This is a genomic window from Maridesulfovibrio spiralis (SeqCode), from assembly GCF_048571135.1.
Lineage (GTDB): Bacteria > Desulfobacterota > Desulfovibrionia > Desulfovibrionales > Desulfovibrionaceae > Maridesulfovibrio > Maridesulfovibrio spiralis.
Genome location: NZ_CP182344.1, coordinates 2,275,700 through 2,293,620, shown reverse-complemented (window position 1 = coordinate 2,293,620; position 17,921 = coordinate 2,275,700). Strand labels below are relative to the sequence as shown.

Annotated in this window: 16 protein-coding genes; 5 read left to right on the top strand and 11 right to left on the bottom strand. The window is 43.1% G+C overall.

Going from position 1 to position 17,921, the window contains the following annotated elements; genetic code table 11:
- Position 1 precedes the first annotated feature (1 nt).
- Positions 2-706 (top strand): KamA family radical SAM protein, encoded by a 705-nt coding sequence (locus ACNI29_RS10265; RefSeq protein ID WP_419778284.1) that lies wholly within the window; start codon positions 2-4, stop codon positions 704-706.
- A 309-nt stretch (positions 707-1,015) separates the two neighbouring features.
- Here the strand turns inward: ACNI29_RS10265 and ACNI29_RS10260 are convergent, their stop codons facing one another.
- Both ACNI29_RS10260 and ACNI29_RS10255 read right to left on the bottom strand, forming a co-directional pair.
- Complete coding sequence (locus ACNI29_RS10260; protein WP_419778283.1) at positions 1,016-1,411, bottom strand: DUF2391 family protein; 396 nt, start codon at positions 1,409-1,411, stop codon at positions 1,016-1,018.
- Positions 1,412-1,577: 166 nt separating this feature from the next.
- Positions 1,578-1,832 (bottom strand): Fic family protein, encoded by a 255-nt coding sequence (locus ACNI29_RS10255; protein WP_419782102.1) that lies wholly within the window; start codon positions 1,830-1,832, stop codon positions 1,578-1,580.
- A gap of 384 nt (positions 1,833-2,216) precedes the next feature.
- Between ACNI29_RS10255 and ACNI29_RS10250 the strand changes: the two genes are divergently transcribed.
- Positions 2,217-3,035 carry a tetratricopeptide repeat protein gene (locus ACNI29_RS10250; RefSeq protein WP_419778282.1) on the top strand — a complete coding sequence of 273 codons (819 nt, stop codon included), beginning with the start codon at positions 2,217-2,219 and terminating at the stop codon, positions 3,033-3,035.
- A gap of 23 nt (positions 3,036-3,058) precedes the next feature.
- Here the strand turns inward: ACNI29_RS10250 and ACNI29_RS10245 are convergent, their stop codons facing one another.
- Positions 3,059-3,259 (bottom strand): hypothetical protein, encoded by a 201-nt coding sequence (locus ACNI29_RS10245; protein ID WP_419778281.1) that lies wholly within the window; start codon positions 3,257-3,259, stop codon positions 3,059-3,061.
- Between the two features lie 373 nt (positions 3,260-3,632).
- On the opposite strand from ACNI29_RS10245, the gene ACNI29_RS10240 reads away from it, so the two are divergent.
- The 3 genes from ACNI29_RS10240 to ACNI29_RS10230 are packed head-to-tail and all read left to right on the top strand — an operon-like array spanning position 3,633 to position 5,453.
- On the top strand, positions 3,633-4,820 hold the full coding sequence (locus tag ACNI29_RS10240; RefSeq protein ID WP_419778280.1) for a tyrosine-type recombinase/integrase: 1,188 nt from the start codon (positions 3,633-3,635) through the stop codon (positions 4,818-4,820).
- A gap of 58 nt (positions 4,821-4,878) precedes the next feature.
- The gene (locus tag ACNI29_RS10235) at positions 4,879-5,157 is read left to right on the top strand and encodes a type II toxin-antitoxin system RelE/ParE family toxin (protein ID WP_136675751.1); all 279 of its coding nucleotides are present in this window, start codon (positions 4,879-4,881) and stop codon (positions 5,155-5,157) included.
- Positions 5,157-5,453: a HigA family addiction module antitoxin gene (locus ACNI29_RS10230; RefSeq protein WP_419778279.1), complete on the top strand. Its 297-nt coding sequence runs from the start codon at positions 5,157-5,159 to the stop codon at positions 5,451-5,453. Before ACNI29_RS10235 ends, ACNI29_RS10230 begins: the two co-directional genes overlap by 1 nt.
- Here ACNI29_RS10230 and ACNI29_RS10225 read toward each other — a convergent pair.
- The 8 genes from ACNI29_RS10225 to ACNI29_RS10190 all read right to left on the bottom strand — a co-directional run bounded on the left by ACNI29_RS10225 (position 5,402) and on the right by ACNI29_RS10190 (position 17,750).
- Complete coding sequence (locus ACNI29_RS10225; RefSeq protein ID WP_419778278.1) at positions 5,402-7,258, bottom strand: hypothetical protein; 1,857 nt, start codon at positions 7,256-7,258, stop codon at positions 5,402-5,404. The two genes, ACNI29_RS10230 and ACNI29_RS10225, sit on opposite strands and share 52 nt — an antisense overlap.
- 5 nt (positions 7,259-7,263) lie before the next feature.
- A complete protein-coding gene (locus tag ACNI29_RS10220; protein WP_419778277.1) occupies positions 7,264-9,753 on the bottom strand; it encodes a DUF8727 domain-containing protein in 2,490 nt (829 codons plus the stop codon).
- A 167-nt stretch (positions 9,754-9,920) separates the two neighbouring features.
- Positions 9,921-11,378, bottom strand: a complete 1,458-nt coding sequence (locus ACNI29_RS10215; RefSeq protein WP_419778276.1) for a relaxase/mobilization nuclease domain-containing protein — start codon at positions 11,376-11,378, stop codon at positions 9,921-9,923.
- A complete protein-coding gene (locus ACNI29_RS10210; RefSeq protein ID WP_419778275.1) occupies positions 11,369-11,668 on the bottom strand; it encodes a plasmid mobilization protein in 300 nt (99 codons plus the stop codon). Before ACNI29_RS10210 ends, ACNI29_RS10215 begins: the two co-directional genes overlap by 10 nt.
- A 266-nt stretch (positions 11,669-11,934) precedes the next feature.
- Positions 11,935-13,980 carry a bifunctional DNA primase/polymerase gene (locus tag ACNI29_RS10205; protein ID WP_419778274.1) on the bottom strand — a complete coding sequence of 682 codons (2,046 nt, stop codon included), beginning with the start codon at positions 13,978-13,980 and terminating at the stop codon, positions 11,935-11,937.
- A gap of 5 nt (positions 13,981-13,985) precedes the next feature.
- Positions 13,986-14,225 (bottom strand): helix-turn-helix transcriptional regulator, encoded by a 240-nt coding sequence (locus tag ACNI29_RS10200; protein WP_136675768.1) that lies wholly within the window; start codon positions 14,223-14,225, stop codon positions 13,986-13,988.
- Positions 14,226-14,327: 102 nt separating this feature from the next.
- Complete coding sequence (locus ACNI29_RS10195; protein WP_419778273.1) at positions 14,328-15,134, bottom strand: hypothetical protein; 807 nt, start codon at positions 15,132-15,134, stop codon at positions 14,328-14,330.
- Between the two features lie 9 nt (positions 15,135-15,143).
- Positions 15,144-17,750, bottom strand: a complete 2,607-nt coding sequence (locus ACNI29_RS10190; protein WP_419778272.1) for an AAA family ATPase — start codon at positions 17,748-17,750, stop codon at positions 15,144-15,146.
- Positions 17,751-17,921 lie beyond the last annotated feature (171 nt).

Sequence of the window (17,921 nt, the reverse complement as noted above, 5' to 3'; positions counted from 1 at the left end):
GGTGGTAGATAGGAATCTGGAATTGCGCTTTGATTTGGAGGAAGGAATAAACTGGATACGGGAACATGAAGAAATCCGCGATGTATTAGTCACCGGTGGAGATCCGCTGCTGCTTTCCGATGATCGCATTGAATTTCTGCTGAAAAGCCTGCGCTCCATCGAACATGTAGAAATGATTCGCTTCGGGAGCCGCGTACCCATTGCCATGCCGCAACGCATCACTCCTGAACTGGTTGAAATTCTGGGTGGAGACCACGATGTCCCTGTCTGGCTCAATACCCAGTGCAACCACCCAAAAGAGCTAACACCTAGAACTCGTAAGGCAGTCTATGATCTCGTAACTTGCGGCGTGAACGTCGGCAATCAGATGGTCCTGCTCAAGGGAATTAATGACGATCTGGAAACTTTCCGCCACCTACACCAAAAGCTTTTGCAATACCGCATCCGCCCCTATTACGTATTTTACTGTGAACCAGCACCCGGAATCGACCATTTCCGCACCCCCATAGAAAAAGGTGCAGAACTCATCCGTGATGGGCTGCGCGGGCATACCACGGGCCTTGCCCAACCTATGTATGTCTGCGCAACCAATATTGGCAAGATCCCACTAATGCCGGATTACTATTGCGTGGACAAAAACGACAAGGAATACACTTTCCGCAACCATCGTGGGCAGACAACGACTATGCCGGTCATAGCCGAGTAATAATTTTTGAATTTCGGTTGATTCACCGAAAAAAACCGTAGCACTTCACTCAAAATGGAAGGGCTTAAGATTATATGGCTTAAATATATATCTGCCAGATTGGTAAAGGCAACAACCGGGGAAGACGTCACTAACTGCAACAGACGAAGACTTTCATTTAATTAACAACTTACACTTAGGCTGCAACTACAAACAAATACAGAATTATATTCTAGTGCTGTTACTACATAAGTCTAGCTGATTTACCAGGTAAGCTTATAAAATATGACCAACAATGAAGAAAAGCACACACTATCAGGGTAGGCACCTTTATTCCTTATCAAAGCTGTCTACAACAATCGCCCCCATAGAAGCTGGCATAGTTATGACAATCAGGCGCTTGATTGCGACTTCAGGAGCTAAAATTAATGGAAACTTATCCAAGGCAAAAAGGAGGAGAGCAACCACTAAGCTTGCAATAGCATAAGCAACAAGAAGACGGAAAAAGAAAGCTCCAACCCTATGCTTCACGTCCCCGCTAAACACGCTTTCATAGGTGAAAAAAGCTAAGAATAAAACCGACAAAGTAAAAATCAAAAGCAAGTTCAACAACGGCAAAGACGGGCCTATCTCCCAAGCTTCCTCGGAAAAAGAAATAGGGACCGCCAATGCAAACGCCCCTACAAAAGTCTGGCTCAGATCTTCAAAATTAAAATGTGCTTTCATCTCAATTACTCCGTCGGCTCGATGGATAATTTGTTATTTCAAGATCTTTTAATAACATTTTTTTCTACACAAAATCCAGACAATCTAGGCCCGTGTTCTAGGCAAAGTTCGACAATAGGCACACCATTATCAATCTGCTTCAAAATACTCGAAAAAGACCCTACCACTATACAGCCAGTTGCCCTTTCTCAGTCAAGCGATACTTCTGATTCATACTATTGGGCTTGTCGTGAATAGTCATTTCCACGAGCCCTTCTTCAAGTGCAGGTTTGAGGTAAAGTTCCCTGAATGACTTGCGGTCTTTAAGGCCCAAAGCCGTTTGCAGCTCATCACGGCTCATTTCGCCAGAGATGGCTTCAATCAATGCTTTAACTTGGGGGGTGACTTGGGGGCCAACTTGGGGGGGGGCTACCGTGCACAGCTAATGTCGAAAGTTATCGAAACCTCGGACCTTGAGCAGCGAGTACAGGCATTGGAGGAAAACAGTGATGGCTCTTAAACACCGCCTGAAAAAAATGGAAGATAAGACCATGCCCAAACGTGGGCGGGAACATCAAATCATTTTACATTCAGACGGGTAACTTTGGACAATGGAAGGTTCAACCCTCACACAAGAAGAATATGACGCCTTGGACCCGGAGCAGATTATCAACGTGACCTTTATCCATCACGAAGACGCCTTGAAACATCTGGATTAGAATCACGGCGAACATGAGCAGCGGCCCTCTTGCTAAATGTGGCGGGAGGGCTTTTTTTATTTTGAGAATTAGACTAGCGTTAAAATTCAAAAACGAGAGGGGATGTCATGAAGAAAATATCTATATTGCTGGTTGGGTTAATTCTTGCCTGTTCCGCAGGGCCATGCCTTGCGAAAATTAATTCTGACCTGATGGGAAAAGCCAAGCAAGGAGACGCCCAAGCACAGCACAATTTAGCTACATTATATGAACAGGGTAAAGGTGTCACACAAGATGAAGAAAAAGCGTTCCACTGGTTTTACAAGTCCGCCATGCAAGGGCTTTGGACTTCTCAGGCAAACATTTCTTACATGTATTCTGACGGCAGGGGTGTCCCCAAAAATAACGTAATGGCCTATGCTTGGATGTCGATAGCAGATGCAAGCGGGAACATGGCCACTGGGACGGAACGGCTTAAAGCATTGAAAAAAGAAATGACTCCTGCACAAATAGCTGAAGGGCAACAACAATTCGCTGAGATTTGGAGATATATACAACTACATCCTTCACAACCTCAGCTTTCGGAAGACCAAATTATAAAGCTTGGTAAAGAGGCTGTAAGCTTGTTTCAGTGTGCCACTATCGCTAGTATCGCTGAGGACCAAAATGAACACTCCAGACTGTTCTATAAAGGATATTTCAAAATAATCAAATACTTAGACTACACAAGATATGAAAACTATACAAAAAAGGTGGCTGAAAAATCTCCTTTATATTTGACCTTAAATAGGAGAGGGCCTTCTTCAGACTTTTGTGCCGGGTCGATATATTCACAGATTGTGTCGGCAGTATACGAAGACAAAGAATTGGAAGGCTACAGAGGGGAAGCACGAAAGCAGGCTGCTAATAATTTATACCGAAAGCGTAACTGCGAACTCCTTGAGTAGATAGACGGTGATTTAGTGAATAATTAAACAATAAAAACAAAGGGGCAGCGGTCCCACTCACTTTCAATAAACTGCTTTGATTGCGCTACTTGCTCCGAAAACGTCAGATTCAAAAAATCAGCTTCCAAATCCAAACCAGCAGCTTGATACCCAGCTTTAAGCACCTCTTCCCCTATTCCAGCAAGCCAGTCCTTACCCTTGCCGGGGAAAATAAGTGCGTCCATGCTTGCCCCCTGAATAAAAACGCTCAATCCTTCTTAAGGCGGACACCTTGATTTAAAGCATTTTTCATCCCCTTTCACCTTCAAATGGGGGACAAAACACCAGACGCAAAAAAAGGACTTACAACTATAAAGCTGTAAGTCCTTGTAATATCTGGTACCGGGAGCGAGACTCGAACTCGCAAGGGCGTGAACCCGGCGGATTTTGAGTCCGTTTTTTGGTGTTTCACAACAAATCACACAATTTCATTTAAACTAACTTAATAGTTGTTTTAATTAAACTTTTAGTCAATTAAGTTTCACAAATTTTCACTTAGGATCATTGTCCATACTCAAATAAAGTTGTACAGGAGTTGTACAGGAATTGGAGGAAAAGATGGCAACGAGACCTAAGTGGAACAAAACGAAATACCCCGGAGTACGTTACCGGGAACACGAAACCCGCAAGCACGGCATTCAACCGGACAAGTACTTTACCATCACCTACAAGTATAAAGGGAAGACCAAAACCGAGTCCATAGGCTGGGCCAGTCAGGGCGTTAAAGCCCAAAATGCTGCAAACGTTCTCAGTGAGCTTAAGGTCAACCAGACTCAGGGCAATTTCCCCCAGACGCTTAAGCAGAAAAAGGAAATGGCTGCCGCTGCACTCGAAGAGCAGGAAGCACGCGCGAGAGCCGAGAAAGACAAGGGGATCACCTTTGATGAAATCTGGGCTCAATTCTATCGACCGCAAGCGGAAGCCAACAAAGCTGCCAAATCATGGAAACGGGAAGAAAGCCTACATCGAATCTGGATTTCACCGACAATTGGCGACTGCCCTTTTGCCAGCGTGTCAGCGACCGACCTTGAAAAGATCAAAACCAATATGTCTGAAAAGGGACGCAGTCCCCGCTCCATACAGTATGCTCTTGCGACCGTGCGCCAAGTATACAATGTCGCCAAGAATCTGGATATTTTCAAAGGCGACAATCCGGTCAAGAAAATCAAGATGCCCAAGATGGACAACCGAAGGACACGCTTTCTGTCAGAAGATGAAGCAGACCAGCTCCTTGATGTGCTGCTGGAAAGAAATCCGCTGCTGCATAGTGTTTCCTTAGTTTCTCTGTATTGCGGCCTTAGAGCTGGCGAGATCATCGAGCTTGAATGGAAGGATCTGAACTTCGCAGACGACATGATCCTGATACGTGACGCCAAGAATGGATTCTCACGTCACGCTTTCATGACCAAACAGGTAAAGAAAGAACTCCGAGAACTGCGCAAGCAAGTTGATCCTGACCAAAAGCCAGTCTTTAGTGCACAACGCGGTAAAAAGCTTAATGAGGTTTCCAGACTTTTCAATGAGGCTGTTGACGAGCTTGGATTAAATGTAGGTATCGACGACCGCAGACAAAAGGTTGTCTTCCATACCCTACGCCACACTTTCGCAAGCTGGTTAGTTCAACGAGGAACTCCACTTTACACCGTGGCAAAGCTCATGGGCCACTCCACTCTGGCTATGACTGAACGATATGCCCACCTTGCGCCGGACAATTTAAAAGCTGCGGTTGCTGTTTTAGAAAACTAGTATCCTCAACACTTCTTGACAAAACGTTGCGCAGTGCGCAACATACTAATGAAGAACAATGATCAAAACATTTAAGCACAAAGGTCTGGAAAAATTTTATCGATCCGGTTCAACAGCTGGGATACAGGCCAAGCATTCCAAGCGGCTCAGAATCCAGCTTTCAGTCATTGATACGGCTCAGGAAGCGGAAGACATTAACCTTCCCGGATTCAGGCTGCATAAGCTCAAAGGAAGCCGTGCGGACCTCTGGTCCATAACCGTTAACGGTAATTGGCGGCTGACCTTTGAGTTCCGCGACGGGAATGCCTACATTTTAAATTACGAGGATTACCACTAATGACTATGTATAATCCCCCACATCCCGGCGAGCTTATCAGCTCCGTGTACATGGAAGAATACAATCTCAGCTGCCGCAAGCTAGCAATGATGCTCGGCGTGGCTCCGTCCACCCTCGCGCGTGTCCTGAACGCCAAGAGCGCGGTATCCCCAGAAATGTCCCTGCGCCTCTCAAAGGTTCTCGGACGTACCCCCGAAAGCTGGCTGGCTATGCAGGCCAACTATGACCTTGGCAAGGTTCGGAGTCAGGTTGATTTGTCTGGAGTTACTCCTGTGGGACGTGGATGTTCGGCGTAGTCACTATAATGACAATCAATCTGCTCAACAGCAAGATTTATAGCCCTAGTTACAAATAATTTAAAATCGAAACGCTCCCGAGGAGAAACTTCTACTGCGCCCAAGCATGGGAACTGCGGATGTTTACTGAATAAATCATAATTACTATCTGCATAATGCAATGCCCCTCTATCGTTACTAGCAGCATCATCAGAACCTGCAAAAAGAATGTAGAAGATCACAACAGGAGAATACCCCCCCTTTGCATCTGCAATCCCATGAACATATTTCATGACACATTCAGGAAGATACTGACGCAAAGCAAGTTTATAGCTAGTGTATTTAGCATCAAAAACTACTAGTTGTTTACGACTCGCATTTCTTCTTGAACTTACTACTAAGGTAAAATCTGGGACCCTTTTAGAAAAAGCATGATTAGGATTTCTATGTCGGACCGCTGTATTCCACCTTTCTATACAATAAAATTCATCACACTCATCATAGTCGCGTGAACGAAATTCACGTTCATGATACAATTCTATAAAGCAATCATCATTTTCAAAACACGAATACTTAGTAGTTTCAATTTCACACTCTGCGATATTTTCAACACGATTAAAGCCAATACTTACTAACACTTCTTCTATTTTAAAAAAACAAAAGTTTTCATAAATCTGATCGATTGATTTTATCCCTGCAAAAGATTGCAAACTTTCCCAGTTAGGTGTCCCCAAAGTATGCCATGCAGCAATACGCTCAAAAGCAGATCGGTAAAAAATATTCGATCGAACTTTCGCTGTGAACATTGGATCAGCAAAAATAGCTTCTGATACCCCAATACAATCTTCAAACAAACTAATTGAACTTTGATACTCTACAATCAACTGATCCACTCTACTTATATACGTGGAAAATAACTTAATATTTTCACGCTTTAGTATTAGAAAAAGAGGAAGACGCCCATAGGTTTCAAGTTCTTTTTCATAAGATCTGTCATCTTGAAACTTTTCCCTAAACTCCAACAAAAACGATATAACACATCGCATATATGCATATATCATTTTATTTTCATAGATATTAGTATCTTCGTGTAACTCCTCAATCTCAATTTCTCGAGGCGTGTAGTATCTCCAATTAAGACTCAAACTGGTTGGTGATGGCTGATCAGGCTCTAGAACCTCCAAATTTGATAACAGCCAATCAATACTAGACAAACCATAAAAGAGATTATGGCCAGCTGAAGCTAATTGTCGATGTGGAGCAAGTTTTGTAAGCGGCTTTGAAACAATGTATGGCAATACATTTTTCAAGACTTCACTACCCAACTGAGCTTCGCGGAAAAATTCCAAACAATTTTGAGAAGATTTTTCATATGATGACTCTAAACGCGTCGCAGACCTAGGAGACCATATACACCTAGGCGAACGACTCGATATATACTTTATCATCATTTCGACATGATCCCCAGACAACTTACTACCAACTATGTTAATGGGGCAATAATTACACTCAACAAGTTTAGAATCAAAACTGTAGACTAACTTAAGCTGACATTCTCCATATATATTTTGGAAAAATCCATTTTTATCCACAGATGTCCAAGAGCAACTTTGAACATTATCACTAAGTAGAGAAAACCTATTGGGCTCCAAAGGAATATCTGTGATAAACAACAATACATCTTCAGCACCGATCGGCAAGTCAACTTTGAATATGATACTATCACTCTCGTTAAGTACTAGCGAAAAACCTTCTTCACCAGCCACAGGTATAGTAGCGATAATCGACTTACTTTGACTATCTATGACATCAAGAGACGTATGCATAGCTTCTACACAAAAAAGGAATAGGAGTGATGAGCACGCTTTCCACGGTCAATAATATCCTGCAACAGAGCTTTAGTCTTGGGATAATGATCAACAGTGGCATACAACTCCTCTAGTCTTTTCCCATAGTCTTCCCCGAACCCTTCTATTGCAGGCAAGATCATCTGCGAAAGAGCGAAATCTAAAGCAGCTTGCTCTTTCAGTACGTCACGTGCGACAGCACAATAACGCCTCATATTATTAATTTTACGTGGACTTATTATCATTCGAGGGCTTCCATCCTTTTTGCCCATTATCTTTGCAACCTTATCCAACATTCCTTTTTCAACATCAGAGAAATCAGCTTCATCATCAGCACAAAACATAGTTTCCATAGAGTTATACGAATATGGTTTACGTAATGGTTTATCTTCTGCTGATATAGCTGAGAGTGAAACACTTCCAACCTCCTGTTCGGGCAATGAGACGATAGGAGCGCGATCGATTAATCGCGGCGAAAGTCTTTCTGTAGTATTGTCATTATTAATGGTTGCAATAAATCTTAAATGCCTTGGAACTATAAGACTATCTTCGTCACGATAAGACCCAATATCGATAGTTCTTGAGGTCTCTTCATCGCACATGGTTAAAAAATCAGCCCAGTAATGCTCAATTGGTGACAAGTTTGCTTCATCCATAAGAATTAAACTTAACAAAGGATCTGAATTATCAACGCAGCTTACATTCCGTAAAAAATTATACATACCAGTTTTTGCTGACTGGAAATGTGAACTAATAGGATTAAAATAACCTAAAATATCTCGATGAGATGTCCATCCACGGGCAACAGACACAGGAAGGAAAGCACTATTTTGTATACCAAGTGCTTCTGCAAGAAGATAGGCTGTTGAAGTTTTGCCTGCTCCAGGAGGGCCTGCTAAGATCGTTAAAAAATTATTTTGTAACAAGATGAGAACATTAGCTAATTCATCATAATCAATGGTCCTATTACAATAGTCTTCAAAATAGCTCTGTACATCTTGCACATAATCGCTTGCTGTCGTGCTGAGGTCATTAACATCAATTTCAATACCCCCCCTCGACATCTTACGTTTTAACTGCTCCTCAGTGACATGAACACCTTGTAAAACATCTAGTTGTGTCTTAATTTTTGCTAATGCTTTAGGCAGATCTCTATCTTCAAGAGTCTCAATCTTTGCCTTAATTCTATCTCTAGTAGTCTCCTGATACTTAACTTCATCCTTTAAACTTTCAATATCATTAACTAACTCTAAAGCTTCAACTCGTTTTGCTACATCAGCTTCAAGAATACGGCGCTTACTATCAAGCTCTTCTATACTTTTAGACAATTCATTTTCTGTTTCTATAAGCTCTTCACGCAACCTTTCAGACTTACCTTCTTCTAGTTGAACCTTCTCCTCAGTTTTCTGCTTGATTTCTGCTTCAAGCAAATCTCTTTCAGACTTGAGCTTTACCACTGAATTATAGATCTCTTTTGCTTGATCCTTAGCATCTCTTTCAGCCTTCTTCTTCAAATCTTCTTTCATGCCTCCAAGCAAGGCATCTTCATTTCTTTTTATATAATCATCGATGAGCCCTGAATTCTCGGCAAGTACTTTCCGAATTTGATCAGTCCAATCTTCATTTACACTCTCTATCTTTTCAAGCAAAGCAAGAAGCCTAACCCGCCTATCTTCATACTCATCTGATAAGTTCTTTATTTTGGAAAGAGAGTTTTTCCAAACGGCAAGCATTTTTCTTGTAGGCCGCTTGCTAACTTCAGAAACCAACTCTTTAGCAGCCCCCCAACTGATAAGCTTCTCATCTGAGATAAAATCTATCTTATCAAAACTTGAAACATATGAGGCATCAAAAATATTCTTAACATATTGAACATCAACTCCATTTACAGGCAAGACAACGACAATTCCTCGTTGCTTTGCGACATCTTCGGGAATTCTAAAAACGTGATGTGACGGCAATCCACCTAAATTTGATTTTTCTGTAGCACTAACCTTGCAGCAACCACTTCCATCATCTGACACTTCAAATGGCCCAACAATATCACTCCCGTCAAAAAGAAAAACGTAACCATTTTCTATGAGTGAAACAACATATGGATTAGAAGGATTAGGGATATTGTCTACTTCAATCAGCGGGCATAATTCAAAATTTCTAAAACGTTCGACATTACTTTTTTCAAAGTGCTTCGCGTCAGCTCTATACTTAGCTGTTGAAGGTGAATCATCATATATTTCAACTTCAAAATAGTGTGTAAGCTTAAACAATTCATTTTCATCAAACACTTCATGAATATATTCAGTATAACCGCTACGAATAAATATATCGCCTGCATTTGGGAAATCAGATGAGTTTACAGGGGTATAACTCCCATCTGTGTCAATATATGCAATAGGAGTAATCAACCCAGCATCTGGATTCTGTTTGCGTTCTTTTTTTACAACAACGAGATCTCGAATTCCATCGTCAAACATAACTTCCACCCCGAAAAATTAGTATCTTAAAATTAACATTTCACCCTTATAAACAAACTACGAATTCTATTACAATTCAGTTATATTTTCTGCAAGTCAATTCATGGCTATTGCCATCAACCTATCCATAAAACAGCATAAAAAGCATGATTTGCTTATGGACGGGCCTAAGGACCTCGCTTAATGACATTTCCCCTCACTTTCACCGCCCGCCGCGAAAACACCCGGACAATTCCTCCAACTCGCTCAAAACACCTTCCAATCCGCTCAGCAAATCCCGGCAGCCTTGAACCTCCTGTTCCAGCTCGGAAATCCTTTGCCCTTGCTCTGCTATCTTGCGGTCTTGATCTTTCAGCCTTTGCATCTGTTCTTCGCTTAAGCGGCTCAGTGTCTCCGATAAGCTCCGACTTAACTCGTTCATGATCTACCTCGTTAGTAAAACGGCTGGCTGGCCGTTGTTTGTCTGGGCTATTTCCAACTTTATCCCTTTGGGGAAGACCAGATATTTCTGATTGCCGTTCTGGTAGGCATTGATGCCCCATTTCGTAAATTTGCTTTCTTGCTTCTTCTGGGTTGCTATTTGCGCGTTGATGTTTGTTAACACCTGATGCTTTTCTTTGATTCTCCAACCGTAAAATCCGGTCACACAAACTGATATTATGACCAACAACAGTGCGGACACGAAGTTTACCAAAATGTTTTGCTTCCAATAATGAGCCGAGATCTTGGATTGCTTTTTCTTGAGTTCCTGAAGGCGGTCCTCCATATCTTTGGATATGGTATTCAGCTCGGACGCTACGTACTTCCTCAAGCTCTCGCTCAAGTCTTGAAATACGCTCTGCACGACTTGCTCCATCTCCTTGGATTGAGAGTCCACCTGCTCCTTCAATTTGTTGGTCAGCTCGCCAAGATGCTGCATATATCCCTCCCTTCATCCTTATGCGTTGGCCGTCCTGTGGTGATTCCAGCGTGATGTAATTTTTCCCTTTGCGCGGAATAGCAAAGCCTGCGGATTCTAATGCTTGAACCAAATCATTTCTGTCCTGATAAATGCCTTTAGCAATACCTTGGGCCAGATGATTTGTAATCTGATCCTTAAGTTCAGCCTTGCTCTTGTTACTGAACAGGATTGCCTTTCCGGGCTGAGAGATTCGCGCCCGTTTAGGGTCATCCGGTCTTGCCCACTCCATTCGCTCATTCCAGAGATCCCGCCACACATCATATTGCTTTTGCCATCCCGGTGGGCATGGATTCATGGCCTTGTCTTGGTGAAGCTCAGTGCGCGGAATGATGAAATGCAACTCATGATGTCCGGCATGGCTATGCCGAACCCAAAGGATGGAATATTGATCCGACTCCATTCCTGCAAAAGCAGTCTTTTCAAAGTCATCCATGACCTTGCGCTCAACTTCAGGGCTGACTTTGTCTTCAGGAGCCCAGGAAAGAACACCGGATGTGTATTTCCATTTACGATCTGTAGAGCCAATTACCTGTTGAACCATTTCAGGATCACCACGCAGGACTTCCGGCGGAGACTCCTCACGACCTTTACGTTTAGGATCAATCACGTACCCCACGGCCTGAGCCCCATTGCCCTGACCATGAGCGAAGACTTTCATATACATTTCAGATCCTGCTCAATGGAAGTCAGCTCGGCAAGAATTAGGAGTGCGTCCGCGCTGCTCTTGTGCGTATTTGCCCAGCGTGCAATCTGGTTCAAATTGTTTCCGATGCGCGCCAAGTGGAGCAGCTTCTCTCTTTCAATTTTGCTGCGGCGAACTCTGGTCTGTCCGAGACGCACGCGCACAAAATCAGCCATGCTCATTCCACTTTCAGCGGCCATGGCGAGAATTAACTCTTTGTCCTTTGGACTCACTCGCATGGATAATTTTTCAGTCTTTTTGGCGTCAGTCATGTCTTTCAAAATCCAGAGGGTTTGAAGGGAGGCGGAGCAACTCCCTCACCAGCCCCAATGTTTTTGCGGAGCAAAAGTCCGACATTGGGTAGGCTGGCTTAACAGAATAAGCACACTCCACCAGCGAAGCCCTTTCAGTAGGTGCGACATCCACTTTTTTTATTTTATATTGCGAATTTCGCGAACTTTGCGAATTTACTAATTCAATATGAAGTGTGCGAATTTTGCGAACTTACTCGCAACGCACTTTGAGTAAATTCGCAAAATTAGCTTTTTTCGCATAAATAAAATATTTTTCGTGGTCGCCCTCCTCCTTGCGGCTTCACTTCTTCGATTCGAATATTTTTGCTGGCAAGGAGGTTGTTCAGGGCCACGGTCATCTTCCGCTTTGAGATATGATTCCCGAAAAATTTATACAAACCGGAAGTGTCCAACTTTCCACCGGACTCCTCCAAAGCTTCCATAATCTTCTGACAAGTCGAATCACTTTCCAGTCCGGCAAAGATGAACCGCGCTGACTGTTCGCAATAATCCCAAAGAGCAAGGGCCGCTTTCAAATGAGGGAGCCGAACGCAGTCACTGCCATCAAGCAAGGCATAAATCAGTGCAATGCGCCGGACATAAGCTTCGGAGCGGTTAAGCACCGAACCAAGCAGATCTGCACGTTCTTTCGCCAGCAATGGATATATGTTTCCCCATTCCTTTTTGGCTTCAGGATCAAAATCCATCTGAGAACATGCTTTCGATGACTCCAGCAATGAGTGAAGCTTCTTTTGAAACGCCCTCACCTGTTGGCTGTCCAAAGGTTCAGGAAACGGAATAAGTTTTGTTCTACGGACGCAGAGCCAAAGAAAACGGTTTGCAAAGCCGTTGAAGATCTCAACCCGATCAAGTCGGGCGTGCAGCTCCTGCAAAGTAATGTGGGTAGTAATGGCGACATGCGGATTTGTTGCCACCAGCTTGCTTGTTTTGGTCAGCGGCTCGATGGTTCCGCCATCAAACAGGGTACGGACAATGGTCGAAAGCGTGTTGCCTTCCCGCTTTGTACAAGTCAGAGCCCCGGCAAATTCCTGATCAAGAATAAAAAGACGTTTGTCTTCAACTCCAGGGTCCATCGTAATCTGTTCGCCAACTCCGGTGCTTTTATCCACGTGATATTTCAGTTCCGGGTCACGTATGGCATGGATTAGCCCCTCACCGCTGGAAAGCGGTCCTTGGGATGTCTGCGCCGGAATCCATTCCTTTTCATTGAAGGCGAACAGTTCCCTAATAGGAATGGAAGATGTCCCTTTACGTGCTTTTGAACTCTGCCCAACCAGCACGGCATTTATCCGGCTGTACTGCTTTTCTCCGGCAAACATGTGCGGAGACGGCCCGACTTCAACACCAAACCGACATAAAAAAGTCGCGAGAACAGCAATTGGATCGGCTTCAGACTTCTCCACCGCAAATTCTGCAAATTCACCTGCAAAGCCGTAAAAGACCGCTTTGTCCGGGATCGGCCACGCCGAGGTGTTTAGCCCTGAATACGGATTGCTTTCTTCAACAACTTTCTTTCCGGCCTGCACTCCGCTCTGGATAGTACGCTGAACTTCCTGTGGTCCCAAACCTGTTTGCAAAGCTGCTTTAGCAATAGCTTCAACATTCCCACTATCCGCCTTCCCTGAAGCAATGTCCTTCCCGACCTGAAAAGCGACCTTGTTTAGCGAATCGTTCCGAGTCCCTTTCTCAGCCTTCAGCAGGGATTGAACATATGTAGGAGATTGGCTTGTCTGTGCGCTGGACGCTGCCCCATTAATGATCATCTCAACCAGCCAAGCAGGAGCTTCAGCGGGGGAGCATTCGTTTATCCATTGGTAAAAATTACCCGAAGCATGAACCGATGGCGGTAGGATAATGTAACCGCCAGTTCCACGGATATCGAGCCCCTTGCCGATCTTACTTGCAGAATTGCGGATCTCGATTTCGGCAGGCTGTATGAAGAATAGATGCCGTCCACCACTCCCCGTTCGCTGGGTCAGAGTTTCGGGTAGTGGCGAGTCCTGGCTTTCAAGTAAAGCAAGCGACTCTTCGCCATGTGGTGGATCTATATCCAATACAAAGCTGTTCGCTCCGGTCGGGCTGCCTATGTTTGCCTGAGGGAATTGCTGCCACCATTGGGAGATTTGATTCAGGTTGGTGGTCGCGCTCTTGAATCCACCGGACACGCAAGGCCTTTTCCCTGCGCATGGGAAGACGGGAAGACCCTGCGTTGCATAGAACAAAGCAGCATCGGCAAGCGTCATAGTTGATACGGATGAAAGGGAGACCATTCAGCCTACCCCTGCAACCAGTTTTCAAGCCATGAAATCAGATCTTCACGAAGGTACGCGACCCGTCTGCCGCTTTTGATGCTTTTCGGACCTCGCCCTTGGGAATCCAGATTAGCAAGGTAGCCGCTTGAGATCAGCCCACCGAGGTAAAGCTTCACATCCTTGCGGGCAATGATCGGGGGAAGGGTTTTGTGCAGGATCGTCAGATCAGCACCGGAAGACTCATTTGATTCTTTAATTGGCATAAGTGTTAACCTCCAAACATTTGTTAAGATGAGTGAAGGTTAGCACTGGCGGGATGGCTGTGCGGAAAATTGGGAGAGTTTTTTACCCTGCGCTAAATGCCGTTAATCAACGCTATTCACGCCGTTGGGATTATTTGGGAGATTTTTCTTATATCTGGATAGGTAATTTTCAAATGATTTATACACTATCCTTACGGCCCCCTCATGGTCCAAATACTCACGCCAAAGTCTGGGAGTCAGAGGAACACCGGAATAGAAAATTTTCTCATCATGGAGGACTACCTGAAACTCATCAAAGCATATTGGTTTTTCAGGTGCAGACATTTTCTTAATTTTGTTCCAAAGGCTACGGGCAGACATTTTGCGTTCAGCTCCGAGAGAGTCGCAAAGCATAGCGAACCACTCAATGTTCTTCTCGACCGTTTTTACAGGAGCCTCGTCCTCAGCCTCTCCCTCAAAACGGGGAAAAGTTTCAACCGCCCAGTTGTAAAAGTCATCAACAGTGACTGACAATTCATGCAGGGATGATCTTAAAATCCTTTTGTCTTCGTTGAGGTCGTCCAGTAGATCGTTCGAGATGGCTATGATTTTAAGAAGTTGTTGGATTGGTGAATAATTTTCATCTTCTTTAAGAATGCCCGGAGATGGGACAGAGACATGGCTTAAATCGATATCAGCAAGATTTGTATAAGCAACGATTGGAGAAGCTTTAAGCATCTGCTCAACAATCTTCATAGGAAACAGGAAAAGGCTTCCGTGTGCTCTGTCTTCGAGCAGGGACAGCGATAATTTCAAATGCCTATTTTCACGCGAGAAGGATCTCACGTGTTTGAGCATGTCTTCTGCGTAGATTGTTAGGTGGGTTGGCCTTTTGTACCAGTGGTATTCTGGGGCATAGATTTTATCCATTCGGTGTCCTTACGGAAGAACTGAATCAAGGGCATCAACCATGCTAACAATCATAGCTACAGTACCACGGTCAAACTCTGCGCGATTAGATTCTTCATGTGTACCTTTATTTAAATATCTCCATTCACGGGAGTTGCCACTCATCCCAAGCAAAGTTTCAAGAGGTGTTAGTACTTTTAACTTATTACTATCCCCGAAGTTGCCGTTAGCAATTTTAGATCTAAGCTGTTCAGTGAGATTACGAAGTTCGATTGGAGATGTTGCGGATCGCATTTTTATAGACAAATTTCCATCGCCATAATCATTCACATATTTCCAGATCTTATACTTGGTAAGCGATTCAAGGGCCTGCCTTGATTTAGCTAAAGCATTGCGTATTTCTCCCCGATCAAGGCTATCAATCGCTGCAACTACGTAATTACGCGGCCTACAGTGAAAATCAACTCGAATATGCTGTTCTCCAAGTCTAGGTAAAAAAGAAAATAGTTTTGCCTGAGAAACAGTTTTCCGTGGGAGTAGATTCTGAATGTCTTTAAAAAATTCATCGCCATGACATGCTAAAATAATTTGTTTTTCACTAAAAAAATCATCTTCAAAAAGTGTTCTTCTAATTGCATCTTTATGATCGTCATCAATGGCATTTACTGGATCATCAAAAATTAGGAGAGGGCAATTTTCTTTTAAATTCTTAGCCATTAAAATGGCAAGTCCTAGGCACCGAATATGTCCTTCACTTAAAACATGTAAGGCATCAAAATTTGTAAGAGGATCATTCTCAAATGAAATTTCTAAGCGTTGATTTTGAGCCAGCGGCAAATGCACTTCTTCCAATCGTTCATTGGCTGCATCATTGCGGTTGAACGCATTATACAATGCAACGACTGAGACACCTAAATCAGCAACTAAACGAATTGGCAGATCATTCTTATACGCATTCAATCTAGCCACAAAATCAGCATAACAATTTGCAATAGATATATTCCTTTGAACAGCCACATGTTCATTTTTTACATCCGATATTAGTTGTGCATTATCGACATTAAAGTTTTCTATTGTTTTTTTTGATTCCGCAATGGCTTTACTAGCAATATTACGTTCCGTGTTAATCTTAACAATTTGATGATTGAAACTACGTAGTCTTTTTAATTGCAACTGCTTGTCAGATCGATCTTGAAGAATTAGGCCTATTTCTTTGTCAGTTGTTTCAATTTTTCCAACCTGCCACTCTAAATGCTGCCATGGACTATAACCATCGCTAAGAGTTTGATTTAATGAATCCCACCATTGGTATGTCACTTGAGAGTTAGGACCTAACCGATAATTATAAACCACATTTTCAGAGAAAAATGCACAACAAGTGCTTATGATATGTGAAACACCGTTCAAAGAAGCATTTAAGTCATGCCTTAATTTTTCTACGAGGGCTTGCTCTTGCGCTAAATGCTGCAGTTTCTCAAGTTCGCTACTTGCATGCGTATACGGGTTAACAACAGTATGAGTAAGTGGTGTCTTGCACGCTGGACAGACACCTGCGTTACTCTGTTGGATTTGTTGCACAGCTTCATATAAATTTTTAAAAGAGACCTGTTCGCTTGCAGCTTGAAGTATTTGTTGCTTTGAAGCCAAATCAGAAAAATTGGCTCGAATCGAATTTCCCAAACTTTGCAGTGTTGCTTGAGATAATCCCATTTGGGGGTTAACTGGTTGAGCCAATTCATTCTCTAAGAGGCTTATTGCTCCAAGAGTTTCTCCGTTACCATTGATTTCGATTTCCATCTGGGTAAAATTTAAGCCTTCCCGAAATTTATTGGCTAAACTTTGTTCTTCTCCTGCAAGTCTCTTCAACGTTTCTTCGGCTTCTTTCTTTTGTGCTATCGCCCCCGCTAAAGACTGCTGCTTCGTGGTCAACTCTTTTGACTTTGATCCTTCGACATCAATATGGTTATTACCCATCTCTACGCTAAAATTCCGGACAAAAGAATTGAAGGCATCCATCCCAAATAAAGTAGAAATCAATTCTCCTTGTTTTGCCGGAGCCTGAGCCGCAATGCGTGAAAAATTATCTATTCGGTTCTTTTCAACAAAACAAAAACGATACAAAAGTTCATTGGCTACAATTTTAGCATCGTTGTCCCCAATAATTTCCGGGACAGCAAAACTATTGGTATAAGCATTTTTTAAGTATTTATTTTGATCACGGAATCTCTTGTTATCAGCTTCAGCTACATTCCCTAAAAGTCCATATTCAAGTGCTTCGCAGAAGCTAGATTTTCCTGTTCCGTTTGGCCCATACATGAGGACAATTTTATCCGAAAGATCAAATTCTTCAGTTTGGGCAAATCCACGAAATGGACCTACAGAAATTTTCTTTAGTGCACATGCGGAGCTGTTCTGTGTTTTAGATTGAACAGGGCTTATATGAATTTGGCTGCTAAGTCCGTCCCAATTCAACTGTGCCAGCTCAACAATTTTTTTTACGCGCTGCCCACGAGCCGTCGAGAGAGGAATCAAAGTCTCTAAATTTGACAGTACGAGGTTAGCTATTTTGCGAACTTCCTCAGAAACAGAATTATCGGTAAGGGTTTGCATGAATCGTTGATATTCAGCACGGATCATATAAAATTCCTTCGTTAGCTCATTAAGCGACACATTTATTCAACACATAAATATGTAACTCCCAATCAAGCTCGCTTGTCAAGATAAGCTCTCCCTATTTCCCCTAAGCAAAATAATGATGATTTATACCCTCCACACCCCAAAAAAGTTGTACAGGAGTTGTACAAAACA